The organism is Bacillus sp. FSL K6-6540, from assembly GCF_038007545.1.
Map to the genome: position 1 here is coordinate 944,361 of NZ_JBBOXH010000001.1, position 15,162 is coordinate 959,522.

The window sequence follows — 15,162 nt, forward strand, 5'->3', positions numbered from 1 at the left end:
GGCCTTTGCCATCCTTTATATAAGGGTCTGCTTCAGCTTGCGCAGATATTGGCTGCGGATGAAAAAAAAGTACAGGACCTGCATCATCAGGAAGCTGATCAGCACGATGCCCATTTCAGCCGCAATGGATAAATAGAAATAGCTTTGCAGCGCAATGAAGGCAAAGATGCTGTGCACGATCGCAAGTCCGATCGGTACAAAAAACAGCAGCGCGAGCTGTCCGGTAACGATCCGCCTGAACTCCCTGTCCGTCATGCCGAGCCGGGATATCGTGGCATAATGCCTGCGGTCAAAATCCAGATCGGCATAGAGGCGGAAGTACAGGAAACTTCCAGCCGCGATAAAGAACACCGTGCCCACAAGCAATGCCGCGAAGAGCAGCATGTTGTACAGGCTGTCCCGAAGGGCGAACAGCGTACCGCTGACCGCCAGCGCAAAGGTCCGGTCCATCTCATAGCGCACGGCACCGCCCGGAGCCAAATGGGGAACGATCCCCTCCGTCTCCGTAAAATCGTCCACGTAGAAGCCGGTGTACCGTTCCTGCCGGACCGGATCCGTGACGGCGGCAAAGATGTCGTCGCTGACGACAAGACCGCCGAAACGGGAATCGTCATCCATCTCCGGCAGCAAGTATTCCGGCACGCCGACATGATCGGAATAACCGATTTCACGCAGCCGGATGCCGGAATCCCGAAGCCGGTAAGAAGCGTAATCCCGGTTGCGGGTATAAGCTCTGTCGTTTTGCGAAGCAATGAGGACAAGGGCCTCCTCGCCGCTCGGCGGCTGCTCGTCAAACGGCAGTCCCGCCATCACGACAGCCGCCTTATAGTCGGAGAACGCGATCAGCGTCAACGGAATCTCCGATGGACCGGCCTGCGCGGATGCCGGTTCGGCATCCGTATATTTAACGCGAAACGATAGCGTTTCAAACGGTATTTTCCTCGACTCTAGCTCCTGCCGGATTTCGTTCAAATGCTGCTCTTCGGAGGTATCTCCCGTTTTGGCGAGATAACCGATGGCGGCCGGGAAGTCCTCGTTGAACTGCTTCGTGAGCACCGGAATGGAGGCGAATACGCCTACCGAGCAAAAAGACACGGCCAGCACGATCGTTACCATCGAAAACATCTGGGCATGATCCTTTAACCGGTACTGCAGGCTGGATAGCGAGATCAGTTTGGTTCTTCTCCAGGTGAACCGGCGGCTTTCTTTCAGCCTGCGGACGAGAGCAACCCCTAACTGCGAATAAATCAGATAAGTGCCGATCATCGTCATCAAGGTAACCGGGAACATGCGCAGCGCGAGGGTCGATGCGCTTGTCGTGGCTGCCAGGCCGTAGCTGACAAGCAGCAGGACAGCCGCCAATACGGATAACCACGGCGATGTTCTGGGCGCGGTTTTCGGCCGCTGTCCGGACTGGAACAAGTCGATGAGCGCTTTGGGCCGCAGCAGCCAGGACGTGCACAGCGAGATGATGAGGAACAGCAGCGCGTAACTCGCGATCGTCAGACCGAGCGCGCGCAGACTCAGCCGAAACGGCAGGGGCGGGACTCCGAGAAAGGCCGAGCCTGCCATCAGGAACAGCTTGCCTGTAATGATGCCGAACAGGATGCCCGTGGCGATCGCGCTTACGCCGATGATCATATTTTCAAGAAACACCATCTTGTTAAACTGGCGGTCCGTCATGCCGTGCATGAACAGAATGCCGAACTCGTGCTTGCGGGTCTTCAAGAAAGCCCCGACGGAATACAGCACGAAGAAAAACGAGAATACGTACATAATCAGCTCAGCGCCAACCATCGCCTGGATCACGACCGGATAGAACATCTCGTCCGTGATGGAAGGGTGAAACAGGAACAGCGCGCACACAAAGAAAATCATGACGGAGAATGCGCTGCTCAAGAAATAGGCCGCGTAGGTCCGCTTGTTCCTCAGGACATTCCTAAAAGCGAATTGTCGAAAGGTCATGACTTCCTCCTCCCAGCAGCGCCAGCATGTCGATGATTTTCTGGAAAAAGGCTTGGCGGTTGTCACCGCAATACATTTCATTATATAGTTGACCGTCCTTGATGAACAAGACGCGGTCACAGTAGCTGGCTGCCACCGGATCGTGAGTGACCATGAGAATCGTTGCGGAAGCTTCTTTGCTCGAAGCGGAAAGCGTCTGCATCACTTCTTTGGAGGCTCTGGAGTCCAGGTTTCCCGTCGGCTCGTCAGCCAAAATCAGGGAGGGCTCCTGAATGAGCGCCCTCGCGATGGCGGTGCGCTGCATCTGCCCGCCGGAAATCTCATAGGTGTGCTTGTGCAGAATGGACCCGATCCCGAGCCGGTCTGCGATCCGGTTCAGCCGGGTGCCCATTTCGTCCAGCGGCATGCCCTCCAGCGTCAGGGGCAGGACGATGTTTTCCTCAACGGTCAGCGTATCCAGCAGATTGAAATGCTGGAAGACGAAGCCCAGCTCCCTGCGCCGAAACAGAGCGGTATCGCTCCTGCCGAGCAGATGGGGATTGCGTCCGGCTATGATCACTTCCCCGGCCGTGGGCTGATCAATGGTCGCAATCAGATTGAGGAGCGTCGTTTTTCCGCTGCCGGAAGGTCCCATAATACCGACGAATTCGCCTTTGGAGACGTTGAAGTGAATATTGTTCAGCGCTTGGAACGCCACTTTGCCCTCATAGATTTTGGATAGATGCTTGACGCTCAGGATGGGCATATCTTCACTCCTCTATAACGATGTTATCATTGTAAAAGATTCGTTTGCGTCCATGCCATATTCGTAACTTACAGTTACCTTACAACCTTGTAAGGTTTCTTTTGCCGGCGTAAGCAGATCGGGAATAAGCCGCAGCGGCCTTAAAGAGCTTGTACTGCCGAACCCTGCCATCTGCCGGTGGAATTCATTGTGCGATATGGCCCGCAGCATCCGCAAAAATGATGCGGACCGTCGTTCCTTCATCGACCTTGGATTCGATTTCGAAGGCATGTCCAAGCTTGTCGCATATTTGTTTAACCAGAAACAGGCCCATGCCTGTCGATTCCTGGAACCGGCGCCCGTTCTCTCCGGTGAAATAGGGATCGAACACCCGCGGAAGGTCGCTTTGGGGAATGCCGATGCCTTCGTCCCTTATCTCAAGCACGACTTGATTCTCCCGGGTGTAGCCGTTGAAAAAGAGGGTGCCTTGTTCCTTCAGCGTATATCGAACCGCGTTGGTCAGCAGCTGCGTCAGCACAAAAGAGAGCCATTTCTCGTCCGTGGCCACCGTTAATCCGGAATCGATCCGGATGGACGGGTACATTCTCCGCCGGATAAACAGCCGCTTTTGCTCGGACGTGACATTTCGGACGATTCGCTGAAGCGGCAGGTTTTCCACATGGAAATCGCGCTCGAACGTATCGAGCCTGGCGGTATACAGCACGAGATCGAGCCCTTTTTTGAGGCGGTCCAGCTCGTCGCCGATCGCGGCAAAACGGGGGTCGTCATCATCCTGAAGGATCAGGTGAATGACCGAAATCGGCGTTTTCATCTGGTGGGCCCATTGGTTGATGAACTGAAGATGGCCTTCAATTTTATGCTTATAGTTATGCAGATCCGTGGTGTAATGCCGGAACTGGGTTTTCAGCAGCTGATGAAGCGCTTCGGCGAGCGGGGTGTGGGAGGATTCTGCCGAGGATTCGCCTGTGAGGGATTCTCCCGGGAGCGGCTGCTCCAACCGTTTATAGAAGGAACGGTTGGCAATGAAACGGAAGGCAAGATAGCCGACGAGCAGCAGCAAGCTGATGATGCCCGCGTACAGGCTGACCGTCAAATTGCGATAACCGTCCAGCCTATAGATCAGGGTAACGACAAGAAGCTGGGCGATGTAGACAATCATTAAGGGACGCTGTTCTTGCAAAAATAGTCTCATGCTTCGTCCCTCCAGCTCGGTACCAGTCGGTAGCCGCGCCCGCGCACGGTTTGAAGGCCATCCTCGATTCCGAGGGCGGCGAGTTTCTTACGGACGCGGGTGATGTACACATTCAGCGTATTATCGTCCACAAAGGCCTGATCATCCCATATTTTCTCCAGAAGCCGGTCCCTGCTGACGATCTGCTCGGGCTTTTTCATTAATTCGTCCAATATTTTGGCTTCGGTATGGCTGAGCTCCGCTTGGGTCGGTCCGAGCGAAACGGAGAGACGCTCAACGTCAAGCGTGAGTCCGGCGATGCTGAGGACCCGCTCATTCTGACCGGCAGCATAGGACCCGTAGGCCCGCCGGAGCTGGCTCTTGATTTTGGCCATGACGATCTCGTAGTCAAAGGGTTTGGTTATATAATCATCGGCACCGTTCTCCAGCGCCATCACCTGATCCATTTTCCCGTCGCGGGCGGAGATGAAGATGATCGGGCAGGTGGAGAGGCTGCGGAACTGCCGGCACCAATAATAGCCGTCGAATTTAGGCAGATTGATATCCAGAAGAACAAGATGAGGGTCATACGATTCAAATTGATCGCGCACCGTCTCGAAATCATGAACGGACTGCGTCGCATAACCGAATTTATGAAGATATTCTTTCAGCAGGCCGACCAGCCCGGCATCGTCTTCGACAATGAAAATTTTGAACATATCGATCATAGTCCCTTCATTTGACATTCTCGTACCGTCTGTATTGTACCAAATTGTCAGGATATAAGGAAAAATTGCATGAGCGAAGACAGCAGGACCAGGGGATGACGGGGAAGCTAGTGGCTCGCTTTATCTCGCGATCCTCCGAAAAATAATGTCTTGACGCTTGTGCCATCAGCTGATAATATACTTGATAATTCCAATCGAATAACTATGATAAATAAATTTGAATCGACCAGTCTGCTGGAGATCATGAGCATCCTTCATGATCTCCTTTTTGTCGTATGGACCTCGATTTACTATCAACCAAGGAGCGGGGGGATCAACGATTGCGTGCACAGGATGAATTGAAACTGACGGCGGATGTCCTCGTCATTGGCGGCGGTCCCGCAGGGGCTTGGGCAGCCTGGAGCGCGGCGTCCCAAGGTGCCAAAGTCATATTGGCCGATAAAGGGTTTCTGGGCTCCAGCGGGGCAACGGCACCCGGAGGAACCAATCTGCTATATTTGCCCCCTGACCATAAGCTGCGCGATGAAGCCGTGGCCCAGCGGATGAAGGAGGGCGGTTATTTATCGGAACCGGATTGGATCCATCGCGTGCTGGATCAGGTATACATCAATCTGGAACGCGTGGAGGCATGGGGATACCCGTTTCGCCGCGATGAGAACGGGGTCCCCATGCGAGACCATTTGCAGGGCCCGGAATATATGAAGCTGATGCGAAGCGCGGTCAACCGGGCGGGCGTACGGATCATGGATCAGTCCCCGGCGCTCGAGCTGCTTGCCGACGAGCATGGGGTCGGAGGAGCACGAGGCATATGCAGGCAGAAGAACAAGAATTGGGAGGTACGGGCACAGTCGGTTGTCATAGCTACCGGCGGCTGCGCCTTTCTGAGCAAGGGCCTTGGCTGCAACGTGCTCACAGGCGAAGGACTGCTCATGGCGGCGGAGCTTGGCGCCGAGCTATCCGGTATGGAATTCAGCCGCCAATATGCGCCGAGCGCGGCGTTTGGCACGGTGACCCGGGGGCGGCTTCTCAACTGGGCGACGTATTATGACGAAGACGGGAATACGCTGTACAGCCCCGGAGGGCCCAGGCCTCATGATTTTCTGCCGACGATGCTCCGCAAAGGACCGGTATACGCCATGCTGAATCATGCCGACACGGAAGAGAAACGGCGCATATTAAGGCAATCGCACGCCATCTTCTTTGTTCCGTATGATCGGGCGGGAATCGATCCCTTTAAGGAGCGTTTTCCCTTGACCCTCCGCTATGAAGGGACGGTCCGCGGAACCGGAGGCATCCGGATCACCGGCGAAGATTGCGCGACGACGGTACCGGGTCTGTACGCCGCCGGCGATGCCGCAACCCGGGAGCGGGTGACCGGTGCCAAGTCGGGCGGAGGGGCTTTTAATGCCTCTTGGGCGATTTGCTCGGGAACGTGGGCTGGCGAATCGGCGGCGAAGCATGCGCTGAGTACGCGTTCTTCTGCGGACGGCCGTCGCCTGCAAGGTGCGGGGCGGGCCGGAATGTCCCATCCATCCGCAGCACATGGGCAGGGAATGGATGCATCCGGCCTAATTCAATCCGTACAGCGGGAGGTGTTTCCGCTGGATATCAATTATTTTCGCAGCGAACCGGTCCTGCAGCAATCGCTCGAACGGCTGAACGGGCTATGGCCGGAAGTGTACGCGAAGGTAACCGGGGGTTCGCGCGAGCGGATCAAGGCAAGGGAAGCGGCGGCCATGGCGGCAACGGCAAGATGGATGTATGCGGCTGCGCTGACCCGGCGGGAAACCAGAGGGATGCATACCCTTCTGGAATACCCGGATCCGAATCCGGACCAGCAGCATCGTCTGACCGTAAGGGGGATCGATCATATCCAGGTGTATCCTGAGGGGCGGCCGCCCCGGCAGGCAAGCCGAGGTACCATGGACGCTTGCCGACACTATGGTGGTTCAAGAAATAGGAGCAGTGAAGCCGTGGGGGCTGCTGCCTGGATCGCGGCAGCGGCCGGGGAGGTGGAAGGCTCATGATCGAGGTTGTCAGTCAGCAGCGGTGCATCGAGTGCGGCCTGTGCGTCAAGGTCTGTCCGACCAATGTATTCGACCGGACGGAGACTGGGCTTCCGGTCATTGCCCGTCAGGAGGATTGCCAGACCTGTTTTATATGCGAGGCTTATTGTCCTGCCGATGCTCTGTATGTTTCTCCCTTTGCGGATATGGAGCAGAAGGTGACGGAAGAAGAGCTGATCGCGGTAGGGATCATCGGAAGCTGGAGGGAGACGGTCGGCTGGGGACGCGGGCGGACCCGGCTGGCCGAGATCGACGAGACCCCGTTCATCGATCGGATTCTCCCCCGGCGAAGTTAAAGCAGGAACTAAACCAATAGCATTCATACTGTCAACCATTCTAATGGAGACATTCCTTCGGTTTTTCGAAGAATGTCTCCTTTTGTATTCGAGGAGAGAGGTGCGCTTATGAAACGGGTTTGGCTGATGTTCAGGTTAGATGATGGAAGATTTGCGTTTCCCGAGCCGGAGCGTGATCGCAATGAGTGACCATGCACGATTGTACCGGCATGACCCTCCGGCTCCGGTCCACGGCAGCGAGTCGCTGGTACCGGAGCCCGCCGCCGGGCAGCGGCAGAGGCTCTCCCCGGGCGAAGCAGGTGCCGGGATATGGAGGAAGTCGCTGGGCACCTTTGCTGCGGGCGCGGTTCTTCCCGTGTCGCTGCTGGTTTTATGGCAGGTGCTCGGCGACCTTGGTTACATCTCGGAGCTGCTCTTCCCGACGCCGCTTCGCATTGCGGAGGCTTTTGCCCACTTGGCGGGCTCGGGTGACCTTGGCGGTCATGTGCGGATCAGTTTGGTTCGTGCCGCAGCGGGTTTCGCCCTTGGAGGGGCTCTCGGCCTAGCCTTCGGTATTCTGGTCGGGGTATTCCGCATATCCGAGCGGGTGCTCGATCCATCCATCCAGATGGTCCGCATGATTCCGCATTTAGCGGTTGCGCCGCTGTTCGTGCTTTGGTTTGGAATCGGGGAGTCGTCCAAAATACTGCTGATCGCCAAAGGGACTTTCTTTCCGCTCTATATCCAAACCTATCTGGGCATCCGCGGCGTGGATAACAAATGGTTCGAAGTAACAAGGGTTCTGGGTTTCACGCGTATCCAGCAAATCTTCAAGCTGGTCATTCCGTCCTCCCTGCCGCATATCTTCCTTGGGATCCGGCTGTCCCTCGGGCTTGCCTGGCTCGGGCTGGTCGTTGCCGAGATCATGGGCTCCACGTCCGGCATCGGCTATTTGATGACGGATGCCAGACAGTTCAGCAAAACCGCGACCGTGTTCGTGTGCATCGTCCTGTTTGCCGTCATCGGCAAAGCAGCAGACGCCGCGGTTAGGCTGATGGAGCGCAGGCTGCTGAAATGGAACGACAGCTATGAGGGTTAAAGCACGGCTTCTGTTTCCAAGAGAGAGGAGGAGACACGATGAATAACGCGAACGAACTTGCGCTGCCTGCGGCGGGGCAGCCACCCGCTGTATCGCAGCCGCCCAATCCTGCTGCCGCGCGCTCCAATCGCCGGCGTGCATCCTTACTACGGGCCATTGCGCTCGGATCGGCCCTTCCGGTTCTGGTGCTGGCCATATGGCAGCTGGCAGGCAATCTTGGCTGGATCGATGCGTTCTTCCTGCCGACGCCGGCGGCGATTTTCGAATCCCTCTGGAATCTGATCGCCTCGGGCAAGATGGCGACCCATCTGGGCATAAGCATCGGCCGCGCCGCTGCGGGCTTCGCCCTGGGAGGCAGCCTGGGCTTGATATTCGGCCTGCTGACGGGCTTCTCGCGCAAGTCGGAAATATTCCTGGATCCGACGGTGCAGATGCTGCGGATGATCCCGCATTTGGCGATCGCCCCGCTTATTATTTTGTGGTTCGGATTCGGAGAAACGTCGAAGGTGCTGATCATTGCGAAGGGAGCTTTTTTTCCGCTGTACGTCAATACGTTTCTCGGCATCCGGAGCGTCGACAAAAAGCTGTTCGAGGTATCGAGGGTGCTGCAGTACAGCCGGGTTCAGCAGATCATCAAGCTGATCATCCCGTCTTCGCTGCCTAACCTGTTAATGGGACTCCGCTTATCGCTGGCGGTATCCTGGCTCGGGCTCGTCGTTGCGGAGCTGATCGGTTCGCAGTCGGGGGTCGGGTTTCTCATCAATCTTGCCAAGCAATCCTCGTTAACGGAGCAAATTTTTGTGGGTGTATTGGTTTTTGCCGTCGTCGGTATGATGGTGGATCTGTTCGTCCGCTCTCTGGAACGCCGCTTGCTGAAGTGGCGGGATAGTTACAAGGGATGATCCGGCTTCATGAATGAGAGAACCGAGGAACAATGATGATTAGGAGGGGAACATGCATGAGTTCACGTATTCAAGGCAGCACGCTTCAGTTGGAAACGGATGTGCTGGTCATTGGCGGTGGCCCGGCCGGAGCATGGGCGGCTTTAACGGCTGCGGCGAAAGGCAGCAATGTCGTGCTGGCGGATAAAGGGTTCTGCGGATCAAGCGGGGCAACGGCGCCGTCGGGCACGGGCGTATGGTACGTGGAGCCTGAAGGGCGGCAGCGCCAGGAAGCGAAGATGAGCCGGTATTTTATGGGCGGACGCTTAGCCGAGAATGAGTGGATGGATCGGGTCCTGGATCAAACCTACGAGAATATGAACCGCCTTGGCGGCTGGGGGTATTCGTTCCCGGTCGATCCGGATGGCGGCATATTCCGGCGCGGCTTGCAGGGACCGGAGTATATGCGTCTCATGCGCAAGCTGGTGAAAAGAGCCGGTGTCAAAATACTCGACCACAGCCCTGCGCTGGAACTTCTGGCGGATGAACACGGAGTGGGGGGCGCCGCTGGCGTAAGCACGCAGGGCGGCGATCCCTGGAGAGTCACGGCGGGTGCCGTTGTCATCGCAACCGGCGGCTGCGCCTTTCTGAGCAAAGCGCTGGGATGCAACGTGTTGACCGGTGACGGCTATCTGATGGCGGCCGAGGCCGGGGCCGAAATGTCGGGCATGGAGTTCTCCAACGCCTACGCCATATCGCCAACGTTCTCCTCGGTGACCAAAACGGCGTATTACCGTTATGCAAGCTTTTACTACGAGGACGGCACGGTGGTAGAGGGAGCGGGCTCGACCAAAGGACGTTCCGTCATTGCCAAAAAACTGCTGGAGAACCGACAGGTATATGCCCGATTGGATCAGGCGCCCGCCGATCTGCAGCCGCTGCTCCGGGTGGGGCAGACGAATTTTTTCCTGCCGTTTGACCGTATGGGCATCGACCCGTTCAAGGATATGTTCCCGGTCACGCTTCGGCTCGAAGGGACGGTGCGCGGGACCGGGGGCATTCATATCGTGGACGAAACGTGCGCCACGAAGGTCCCCGGCTTGTATGCCGCCGGAGACGCCGCAACGCGGGAGCTGATCTGCGGCGGATTTACCGGAGGCGGCAGCCACAATGCCGCCTGGGCGATGTCTTCCGGCAGCTTTGCGGGCGAAGGCGCGGCGGACTATGCCAAATCGCTGGGACGGCATGCCACTAGACGCGAGGTGCACGGATTGTCTTCGGCTCCGATCGTATCTTCCGGTACCTTCGGCTCGCTGCAGGAAAAGCCGCCGATTGCCGCGGAGGAATACATTCGGGCGGTGCAGGAAGAGGTCATGCCTTATGACCGGAACCTGTTCCGTACGGATGAGGGACTTCGGGATTCGTTGCAACGGCTCGACGGCGTGTGGAAATCGATCCGACAGGAACCCATCCATCTTGATTATCAGGCGGTGAAGAAACGCGAGGCAGCGGCCATGGCTGCAACGGCCCGCTGGATGTACCGCTCGGCGCAGGCCAGGACGGAAACGCGGGGAATGCATAAGCGGGTTGATTATCCGGAGCTGGACGAGACGCAGCATTACCGCCTGATTACATCCGGGTTGGATGAAATCAGCGTCCGGGCGCAGCGCGTGAGCGAGGAGGCGGTTTCCCTTTGATTGAGCTGATCAGCGATGCCAGATGCGTGCAGTGCAATCTGTGCGTCTCCGTATGTCCGACCAACGTATTTGATAAAGTCGATAACGATGTGCCTGTCATTGCGCGCCAGAACGATTGCCAAACCTGTTTTATGTGCGAGCTCTATTGTCCGGCGGACGCGATGTACGTCGCGCCTCATCCGGACCGGCTCAGCGGGCTAAGCGAGGCGGAGCTGGAGCAGGCCGAGCTGTTGGGGGGCTACCGCGAGAAGGTGGGATGGGGACCCGGCCGAACGTCCATATCCAGCCATGCGTTTCTGGCTCAGCTCGCGAAGCGATCTGTTCCTTGATCGTCAGCCTCCCCCCTTTTTCAGGCAGCTCCACTCTTCCCGTCTGCATGGGAAGCATGATCTGCGGGCTCATTGAGGCCAGGGTTTGCCGGGGATTCCATGAAGCCCCGTAAGAAGCAAGAGGCGTAAGAAGCGAAAGCGAGGCAGTGTCATATCGAGATGGGATCTGTGAGGGGAGAGAAATCGAATGGAGAATCGAAACGTTGAGAAACACAAGCGAAAGCGATACGCGATTTTATTGACGCTGGTGGCGGCGGCGCTTGCTTTTTCGCAGGGCTGCGGCACCAAAGATCAAATAACGGAGGCATCAAGCTCCGGCGTGCCGAAAACGCTCAATTACGGATATATAGGAACCAATGCCTTGAATGTACCCGGAGGCGCTGAGGGCTGGGGGTTCCATAAGGGCATTATTCAGGAAGAGCTCAAGAAGCACGGGATTGAAACGGTAAACTTGACCGCCTTTCCGAACGGTCCGGATTTGAGCGAATCGCTGATCAGCGGTCGCCTGGACTTTGGCAGCTTGGGCGATACGCCGGCCATCCTGTCACGTTCAACGGGAGCGAAGACCAAGGTGATTACCCAAGGCTCGACCGACAGCATCGGGTACCTCGTAGCGAAGAAGGGAGGCCCGGCTTCCCTGGAAGAGTTAAAGGGAAAAACGGTAGCCACTCAAAAAGGTTCCTTCCACCACCGATACTTGGCCGGTCTTTTGAAGAAAGAGGGGCTGGCTGAGGATGTGAAGGTCATCCACCTGCTTCGCGTGGATGCGGAGGCTGCCCTGGCCCGCGGGGAAATCGACGCGATGACCAATACCGGCGTATATACGCTCAAACAAATCGATGAAGGCTATACGCTGCTGGACGATGCCACCAAGCATCCCGAGCTGTATGGAACCAGCGTAACCGTGGTGTCGGAGGATTATCTGGCGAAATATCCGGATTTCGCCAAGGCGTGGAATGAAGCCCGTTCCAAGGCGCTAGAGGATTTAAAGCTGCATGAGGAAGAGTACTATGCGTTTCTGGCCGAATTGCAGAGCGCGAAGGTGGAGTACGTGAAGAAGGTTAGCCCGATCGAGCTGATCAAGGAGGTTCCATTTACCGAACAAGGGCTGCAGCTGCTGGAAGGAACGAAGGCCTTTCTGATCGAAGAGAAGCTGGCGGAAACCGATTTTGCATTGGACGATTGGCTGATCAAGCCTTAACCAAGCTAAGACCAAGTCGTATTACAATAACCCGCAAGGGGTAAGGAGAGATGATCGTATGACCAGACCTGATCCAACCGTAATCGTATCAGCCCTTTCGAAGCGGACGGTGGCGGAACAAACGCGCCGTCCCGAATATCCGGTGCATGCCCACTTTGTGAATCGATGGTCTTCGAGGGCCTTTGACTCCCGTCCGGTCGAAGAGGATGTGCTGTATACCGTCTTGGAGGCGGCCCGGTGGGCACCCTCCTCGGGCAACGGGCAGCCGTGGCGGTTTATCGTTGCCCGAACAGAGGAGGAGCGGGAGCGATTCCGGTCCTTTATCCGTCCCGGAAACCGCGTGTGGAGCGATCGCGCGCCGGCACTTGTCCTGCTCGTTTCCTACACGCTGAATGCCAATGGGGAACCAAGCGGAAGCCACGCGTTTGATGCGGGGGCCGCTTGGGGAACAATCGCTTCGCAGGCTGCTTTGCTTGGGCTGAATACCCGCGCGATTGGCGGCTTCGACCATGAGCTTGCCCGCGAAGCCCTGCATATTCCGGAAGAATATGATCTGCATGCGGTCATAACGCTTGGATACCGCGGCGATAAATCGGCGCTGCCGGAGACGCTGCAGGAACGGGAGGTCCCTACGGACCGACGATCCTTGAATGAACTGGTGCATGAAGGAGTATTTCAAGCTAGGGAATGATGCCCGGCCACTCCGCACGAAAAACCGTTCCTTGGTTAACCGTGCTGTCCACGCTCATTTGGCCGCCATGCGCGTTCATGATGGACTGGGTGATGGACAGTCCAAGACCGGCACCGCCGTGCTGCCGGGTCCGGGATTCATCGATGCGGTAGAACCGCTCGAACAGATGGGGCAGATGCTCCTTCGAAATCCCGGCTCCATTGTCGCTGACCCGCAGTACGGCGTGGTCCTTGGTTTTATCCACCGTAACGGTAATCCGCCCTGTGTCGGAATCGGTATGCTGTACCGCATTATGGAACAGGTTGTAGATGACCTGCTTGATCTTGTCGGGGTCACACCGGCACAGCACGGCTGCCGCTTGAATCGTTACGTTTCTGCCTTGAGCCAGCATCCTGAGATGGGGCTCCATCTCTAGCAGCAGCCGATCCAGCCGGGTATCCTGCAGATGAAGCTCCGGCTTACGGTCAAGTTTGGCCAACAGAAGCAAATCCTCGACCAATTTCTTCATGCGCTTCGATTCGCCGTGCATGCTGGACAGTGCTGCATGGAGCTGATCCTTGTTGTCGGCGGCGCCGCGGCCAAGCACCTCCAGAAAGCCGTGAATCGAAGTAAGCGGCGTGCGCAGCTCATGGGAAGCATCGGCAATAAACCTCCGCATCTGCTCTTTCGCCTCGCGTTCCGCTTCAAACGCTCCCTCAAGCCTATTCAGCATGCCGTTAAACGATTGGGCCAAGCGGTCAATCTCCTGCTGACCCTGCATGGCCGGAAATCGCTCCGCCAAGTTTCCGGCATCCGTTCGTTCCACTGTTTCGACCATTCGGCTTAGCGGGTTAAGCGTCCTGCGCAGCAATGGCAGGTACAATGCAATCCCGCCAGCCATGGCAAGCAAAGCCAACGCGGCAAATATCAGCAGCTGCCGCAGCAGAACGGCATGGAGCGGCTGCGTATCCATTCCAAGCTGCAGTATACCGGAAGGGCTGTTAGGGCTGCCGTAAGGGCGAAAAACAACGATCTGTTCGGTGCCTTGGGCATCGTCAATCACTTCGTACGGAACGGGCCGACGCTCTTTGAATTGCTCCAGAATCGAGGTATAAGCCTCTGCTGCCAGCTTCGGTGCGGACAGACCGTTGTCACTGGCCAGGTCGGTGTAGCTTCCGTTCGTTGCGATCTTGGCAAGCGACATATTCGGCAGAAAGAGCAGAGGTCTATCCTCCTGGCGGGGCATGACCGCATGGGCGTCGTTATTCGGAACAGAAGGCCGGTTATGTTGCACGCGATCAGGCTCCCACATCTCCACGGGGATAGAGCGGACCTGAAGCGAAAGCGCCTCGGCCTGATTGCGGAACAGGGCGTTTTTCATCAGTACATATTGCAGCGCTCCGATCAGCACGAGCAGAAGCGCCAAGACGAGAAGGGAACGCGACAGGAGCTGCGTGCGCAGAGACGTTGGCCGAGATGCGCGTATACGGTTTCGGAAACTCATGGCAAATCCACCCGGTAGCCGGCTCCGCGAAGCGTGCGAATGACCCGATGCTCCTTGTCCCCAAGCTTCTCTCGCAGGGATCGGATATAGACCTCCACGATGTTATCCTCTCCCCCAAAGTCATAATCCCACACAATATTCAATATGTTCGATTTGCTCAGAACGCTGCCGTGTTTGGTCACAAGCAGTTTGAGCAGTTTATATTCCGTTGGGGAAAGCTCCAAGGCTTCCCCCAGGTATGAAATTTCTTTCTTGCGGTCATCGATGGTGAATGGCCCAAGCCGGATTTCGCCCAGCAGGCTCGGGAACTGATTGCGGAGTCGAGCTTGTATGCGGGCCAGCAGCTCTTCGAAACTGAAGGGCTTGGCCATGTAGTCGTCCGCTCCGGTCATAAGGCCCGTTACACGGTCATCGATCTCATCCTTCGCGGTGAGCATAATGACCGCAACATCCCGGCCTTCCTCCTTCAAACGTCTGCACACCGCAAGTCCGTCCATTCCCGGCATCATCACATCCAGAACGATGACATGCGGCTCGAAGCTGGCTGCTTCCCTTAACGCACATTCTCCATCGGAGGCCGTGCGCACCTCAAACCCTTCATTTTGGAGACCAAGCTCCAGAAATTGCAGTATGTGCGGCTCGTCATCCACAAGCAAAACGCGAATACGATGCATGGATCCCATGACAAAACTCCTCTTCTTTCATTCCTTCAACTTTATCATACGTGCCGTAGCTGAATGAATTCTGAACGCGAACTGAAAATAAACTGAAAAATGATTCGCAAATATGCATTCTCAAATCAGGGAATTTAAGGATGTTGATATCTGTTCG

Annotated in this window: 14 protein-coding genes; 8 read left to right on the forward strand and 6 right to left on the reverse strand. The window is 56.7% G+C overall.

The window, feature by feature from the left end; genetic code table 11:
* Positions 1–15 precede the first annotated feature (15 nt).
* The 4 genes from MHH82_RS04120 to MHH82_RS04135 form a co-directional block, all read right to left on the reverse strand.
* The gene (locus tag MHH82_RS04120) at positions 16–1,965 is read right to left on the reverse strand and encodes an ABC transporter permease (protein ID WP_340963554.1); all 1,950 of its coding nucleotides are present in this window, start codon (positions 1,963–1,965) and stop codon (positions 16–18) included.
* Positions 1,940–2,710, reverse strand: coding sequence for an ABC transporter ATP-binding protein (locus tag MHH82_RS04125; RefSeq protein ID WP_145040835.1), 771 nt, complete (start codon positions 2,708–2,710; stop codon positions 1,940–1,942). The genes MHH82_RS04120 and MHH82_RS04125 overlap by 26 nt, the downstream gene beginning before the upstream one ends.
* A gap of 184 nt (positions 2,711–2,894) precedes the next feature.
* Complete coding sequence (locus tag MHH82_RS04130) at positions 2,895–3,902, reverse strand: HAMP domain-containing histidine kinase (RefSeq protein ID WP_012818977.1); 1,008 nt, start codon at positions 3,900–3,902, stop codon at positions 2,895–2,897.
* Entirely contained in the window at positions 3,899–4,600 is a 702-nt protein-coding gene (locus tag MHH82_RS04135) for a response regulator transcription factor (RefSeq protein WP_036664555.1), read from the reverse strand. Before MHH82_RS04135 ends, MHH82_RS04130 begins: the two co-directional genes overlap by 4 nt.
* A gap of 329 nt (positions 4,601–4,929) precedes the next feature.
* Here MHH82_RS04135 and MHH82_RS04140 point away from each other — a divergent pair, with 329 nt between their 5' ends.
* The 8 genes from MHH82_RS04140 to MHH82_RS04175 all read left to right on the forward strand — a co-directional run bounded on the left by MHH82_RS04140 (position 4,930) and on the right by MHH82_RS04175 (position 12,848).
* Positions 4,930–6,636, forward strand: coding sequence for an FAD-dependent oxidoreductase (locus MHH82_RS04140; protein ID WP_192569761.1), 1,707 nt, complete (start codon positions 4,930–4,932; stop codon positions 6,634–6,636).
* Positions 6,633–6,971: a 4Fe-4S dicluster domain-containing protein gene (locus tag MHH82_RS04145; protein WP_012818980.1), complete on the forward strand. Its 339-nt coding sequence runs from the start codon at positions 6,633–6,635 to the stop codon at positions 6,969–6,971. The genes MHH82_RS04140 and MHH82_RS04145 overlap by 4 nt, the downstream gene beginning before the upstream one ends.
* Before the next feature lie 181 nt (positions 6,972–7,152).
* A complete protein-coding gene (locus MHH82_RS04150; protein WP_251501746.1) occupies positions 7,153–8,049 on the forward strand; it encodes an ABC transporter permease in 897 nt (298 codons plus the stop codon).
* Between the two features lie 38 nt (positions 8,050–8,087).
* Positions 8,088–8,951 carry an ABC transporter permease gene (locus MHH82_RS04155; protein WP_012818982.1) on the forward strand — a complete coding sequence of 288 codons (864 nt, stop codon included), beginning with the start codon at positions 8,088–8,090 and terminating at the stop codon, positions 8,949–8,951.
* A 56-nt stretch (positions 8,952–9,007) separates the two neighbouring features.
* Entirely contained in the window at positions 9,008–10,627 is a 1,620-nt protein-coding gene (locus MHH82_RS04160) for an FAD-binding protein (RefSeq protein WP_340963571.1), read from the forward strand.
* The gene (locus MHH82_RS04165) at positions 10,624–10,956 is read left to right on the forward strand and encodes a 4Fe-4S binding protein (protein ID WP_009594932.1); all 333 of its coding nucleotides are present in this window, start codon (positions 10,624–10,626) and stop codon (positions 10,954–10,956) included. The genes MHH82_RS04160 and MHH82_RS04165 overlap by 4 nt, the downstream gene beginning before the upstream one ends.
* A gap of 187 nt (positions 10,957–11,143) precedes the next feature.
* Positions 11,144–12,157 (forward strand): ABC transporter substrate-binding protein, encoded by a 1,014-nt coding sequence (locus MHH82_RS04170; RefSeq protein ID WP_340963575.1) that lies wholly within the window; start codon positions 11,144–11,146, stop codon positions 12,155–12,157.
* 58 nt (positions 12,158–12,215) lie between these two features.
* Entirely contained in the window at positions 12,216–12,848 is a 633-nt protein-coding gene (locus tag MHH82_RS04175) for a nitroreductase family protein (RefSeq protein ID WP_340963579.1), read from the forward strand.
* On the opposite strand, the gene MHH82_RS04180 is transcribed toward MHH82_RS04175, so the two are convergent.
* Both MHH82_RS04180 and MHH82_RS04185 read right to left on the reverse strand, forming a co-directional pair.
* A complete protein-coding gene (locus MHH82_RS04180; RefSeq protein WP_340963582.1) occupies positions 12,838–14,331 on the reverse strand; it encodes a sensor histidine kinase in 1,494 nt (497 codons plus the stop codon). The two genes, MHH82_RS04175 and MHH82_RS04180, sit on opposite strands and share 11 nt — an antisense overlap.
* A complete protein-coding gene (locus MHH82_RS04185; protein ID WP_036664469.1) occupies positions 14,328–15,014 on the reverse strand; it encodes a response regulator transcription factor in 687 nt (228 codons plus the stop codon). The genes MHH82_RS04180 and MHH82_RS04185 overlap by 4 nt, the downstream gene beginning before the upstream one ends.
* Positions 15,015–15,162 lie beyond the last annotated feature (148 nt).

Coding starts and splice junctions, on each gene's coding strand:
- MHH82_RS04120 (WP_340963554.1), bottom strand. CDS start 1,965: ATGACCTTTCGACAATTCGCTTTTAGGAATGTCCTGAGGAACAAGCGG.
- MHH82_RS04125 (WP_145040835.1), bottom strand. CDS start 2,710: ATGCCCATCCTGAGCGTCAAGCATCTATCCAAAATCTATGAGGGCAAA.
- MHH82_RS04130 (WP_012818977.1), bottom strand. CDS start 3,902: ATGAGACTATTTTTGCAAGAACAGCGTCCCTTAATGATTGTCTACATC.
- MHH82_RS04135 (WP_036664555.1), bottom strand. CDS start 4,600: ATGTTCAAAATTTTCATTGTCGAAGACGATGCCGGGCTGGTCGGCCTG.
- MHH82_RS04145 (WP_012818980.1), top strand. CDS start 6,633: ATGATCGAGGTTGTCAGTCAGCAGCGGTGCATCGAGTGCGGCCTGTGC.
- MHH82_RS04150 (WP_251501746.1), top strand. CDS start 7,153: ATGAGTGACCATGCACGATTGTACCGGCATGACCCTCCGGCTCCGGTC.
- MHH82_RS04155 (WP_012818982.1), top strand. CDS start 8,088: ATGAATAACGCGAACGAACTTGCGCTGCCTGCGGCGGGGCAGCCACCC.
- MHH82_RS04160 (WP_340963571.1), top strand. CDS start 9,008: ATGAGTTCACGTATTCAAGGCAGCACGCTTCAGTTGGAAACGGATGTG.
- MHH82_RS04170 (WP_340963575.1), top strand. CDS start 11,144: ATGGAGAATCGAAACGTTGAGAAACACAAGCGAAAGCGATACGCGATT.
- MHH82_RS04175 (WP_340963579.1), top strand. CDS start 12,216: ATGACCAGACCTGATCCAACCGTAATCGTATCAGCCCTTTCGAAGCGG.
- MHH82_RS04180 (WP_340963582.1), bottom strand. CDS start 14,331: ATGAGTTTCCGAAACCGTATACGCGCATCTCGGCCAACGTCTCTGCGC.
- MHH82_RS04185 (WP_036664469.1), bottom strand. CDS start 15,014: ATGGGATCCATGCATCGTATTCGCGTTTTGCTTGTGGATGACGAGCCG.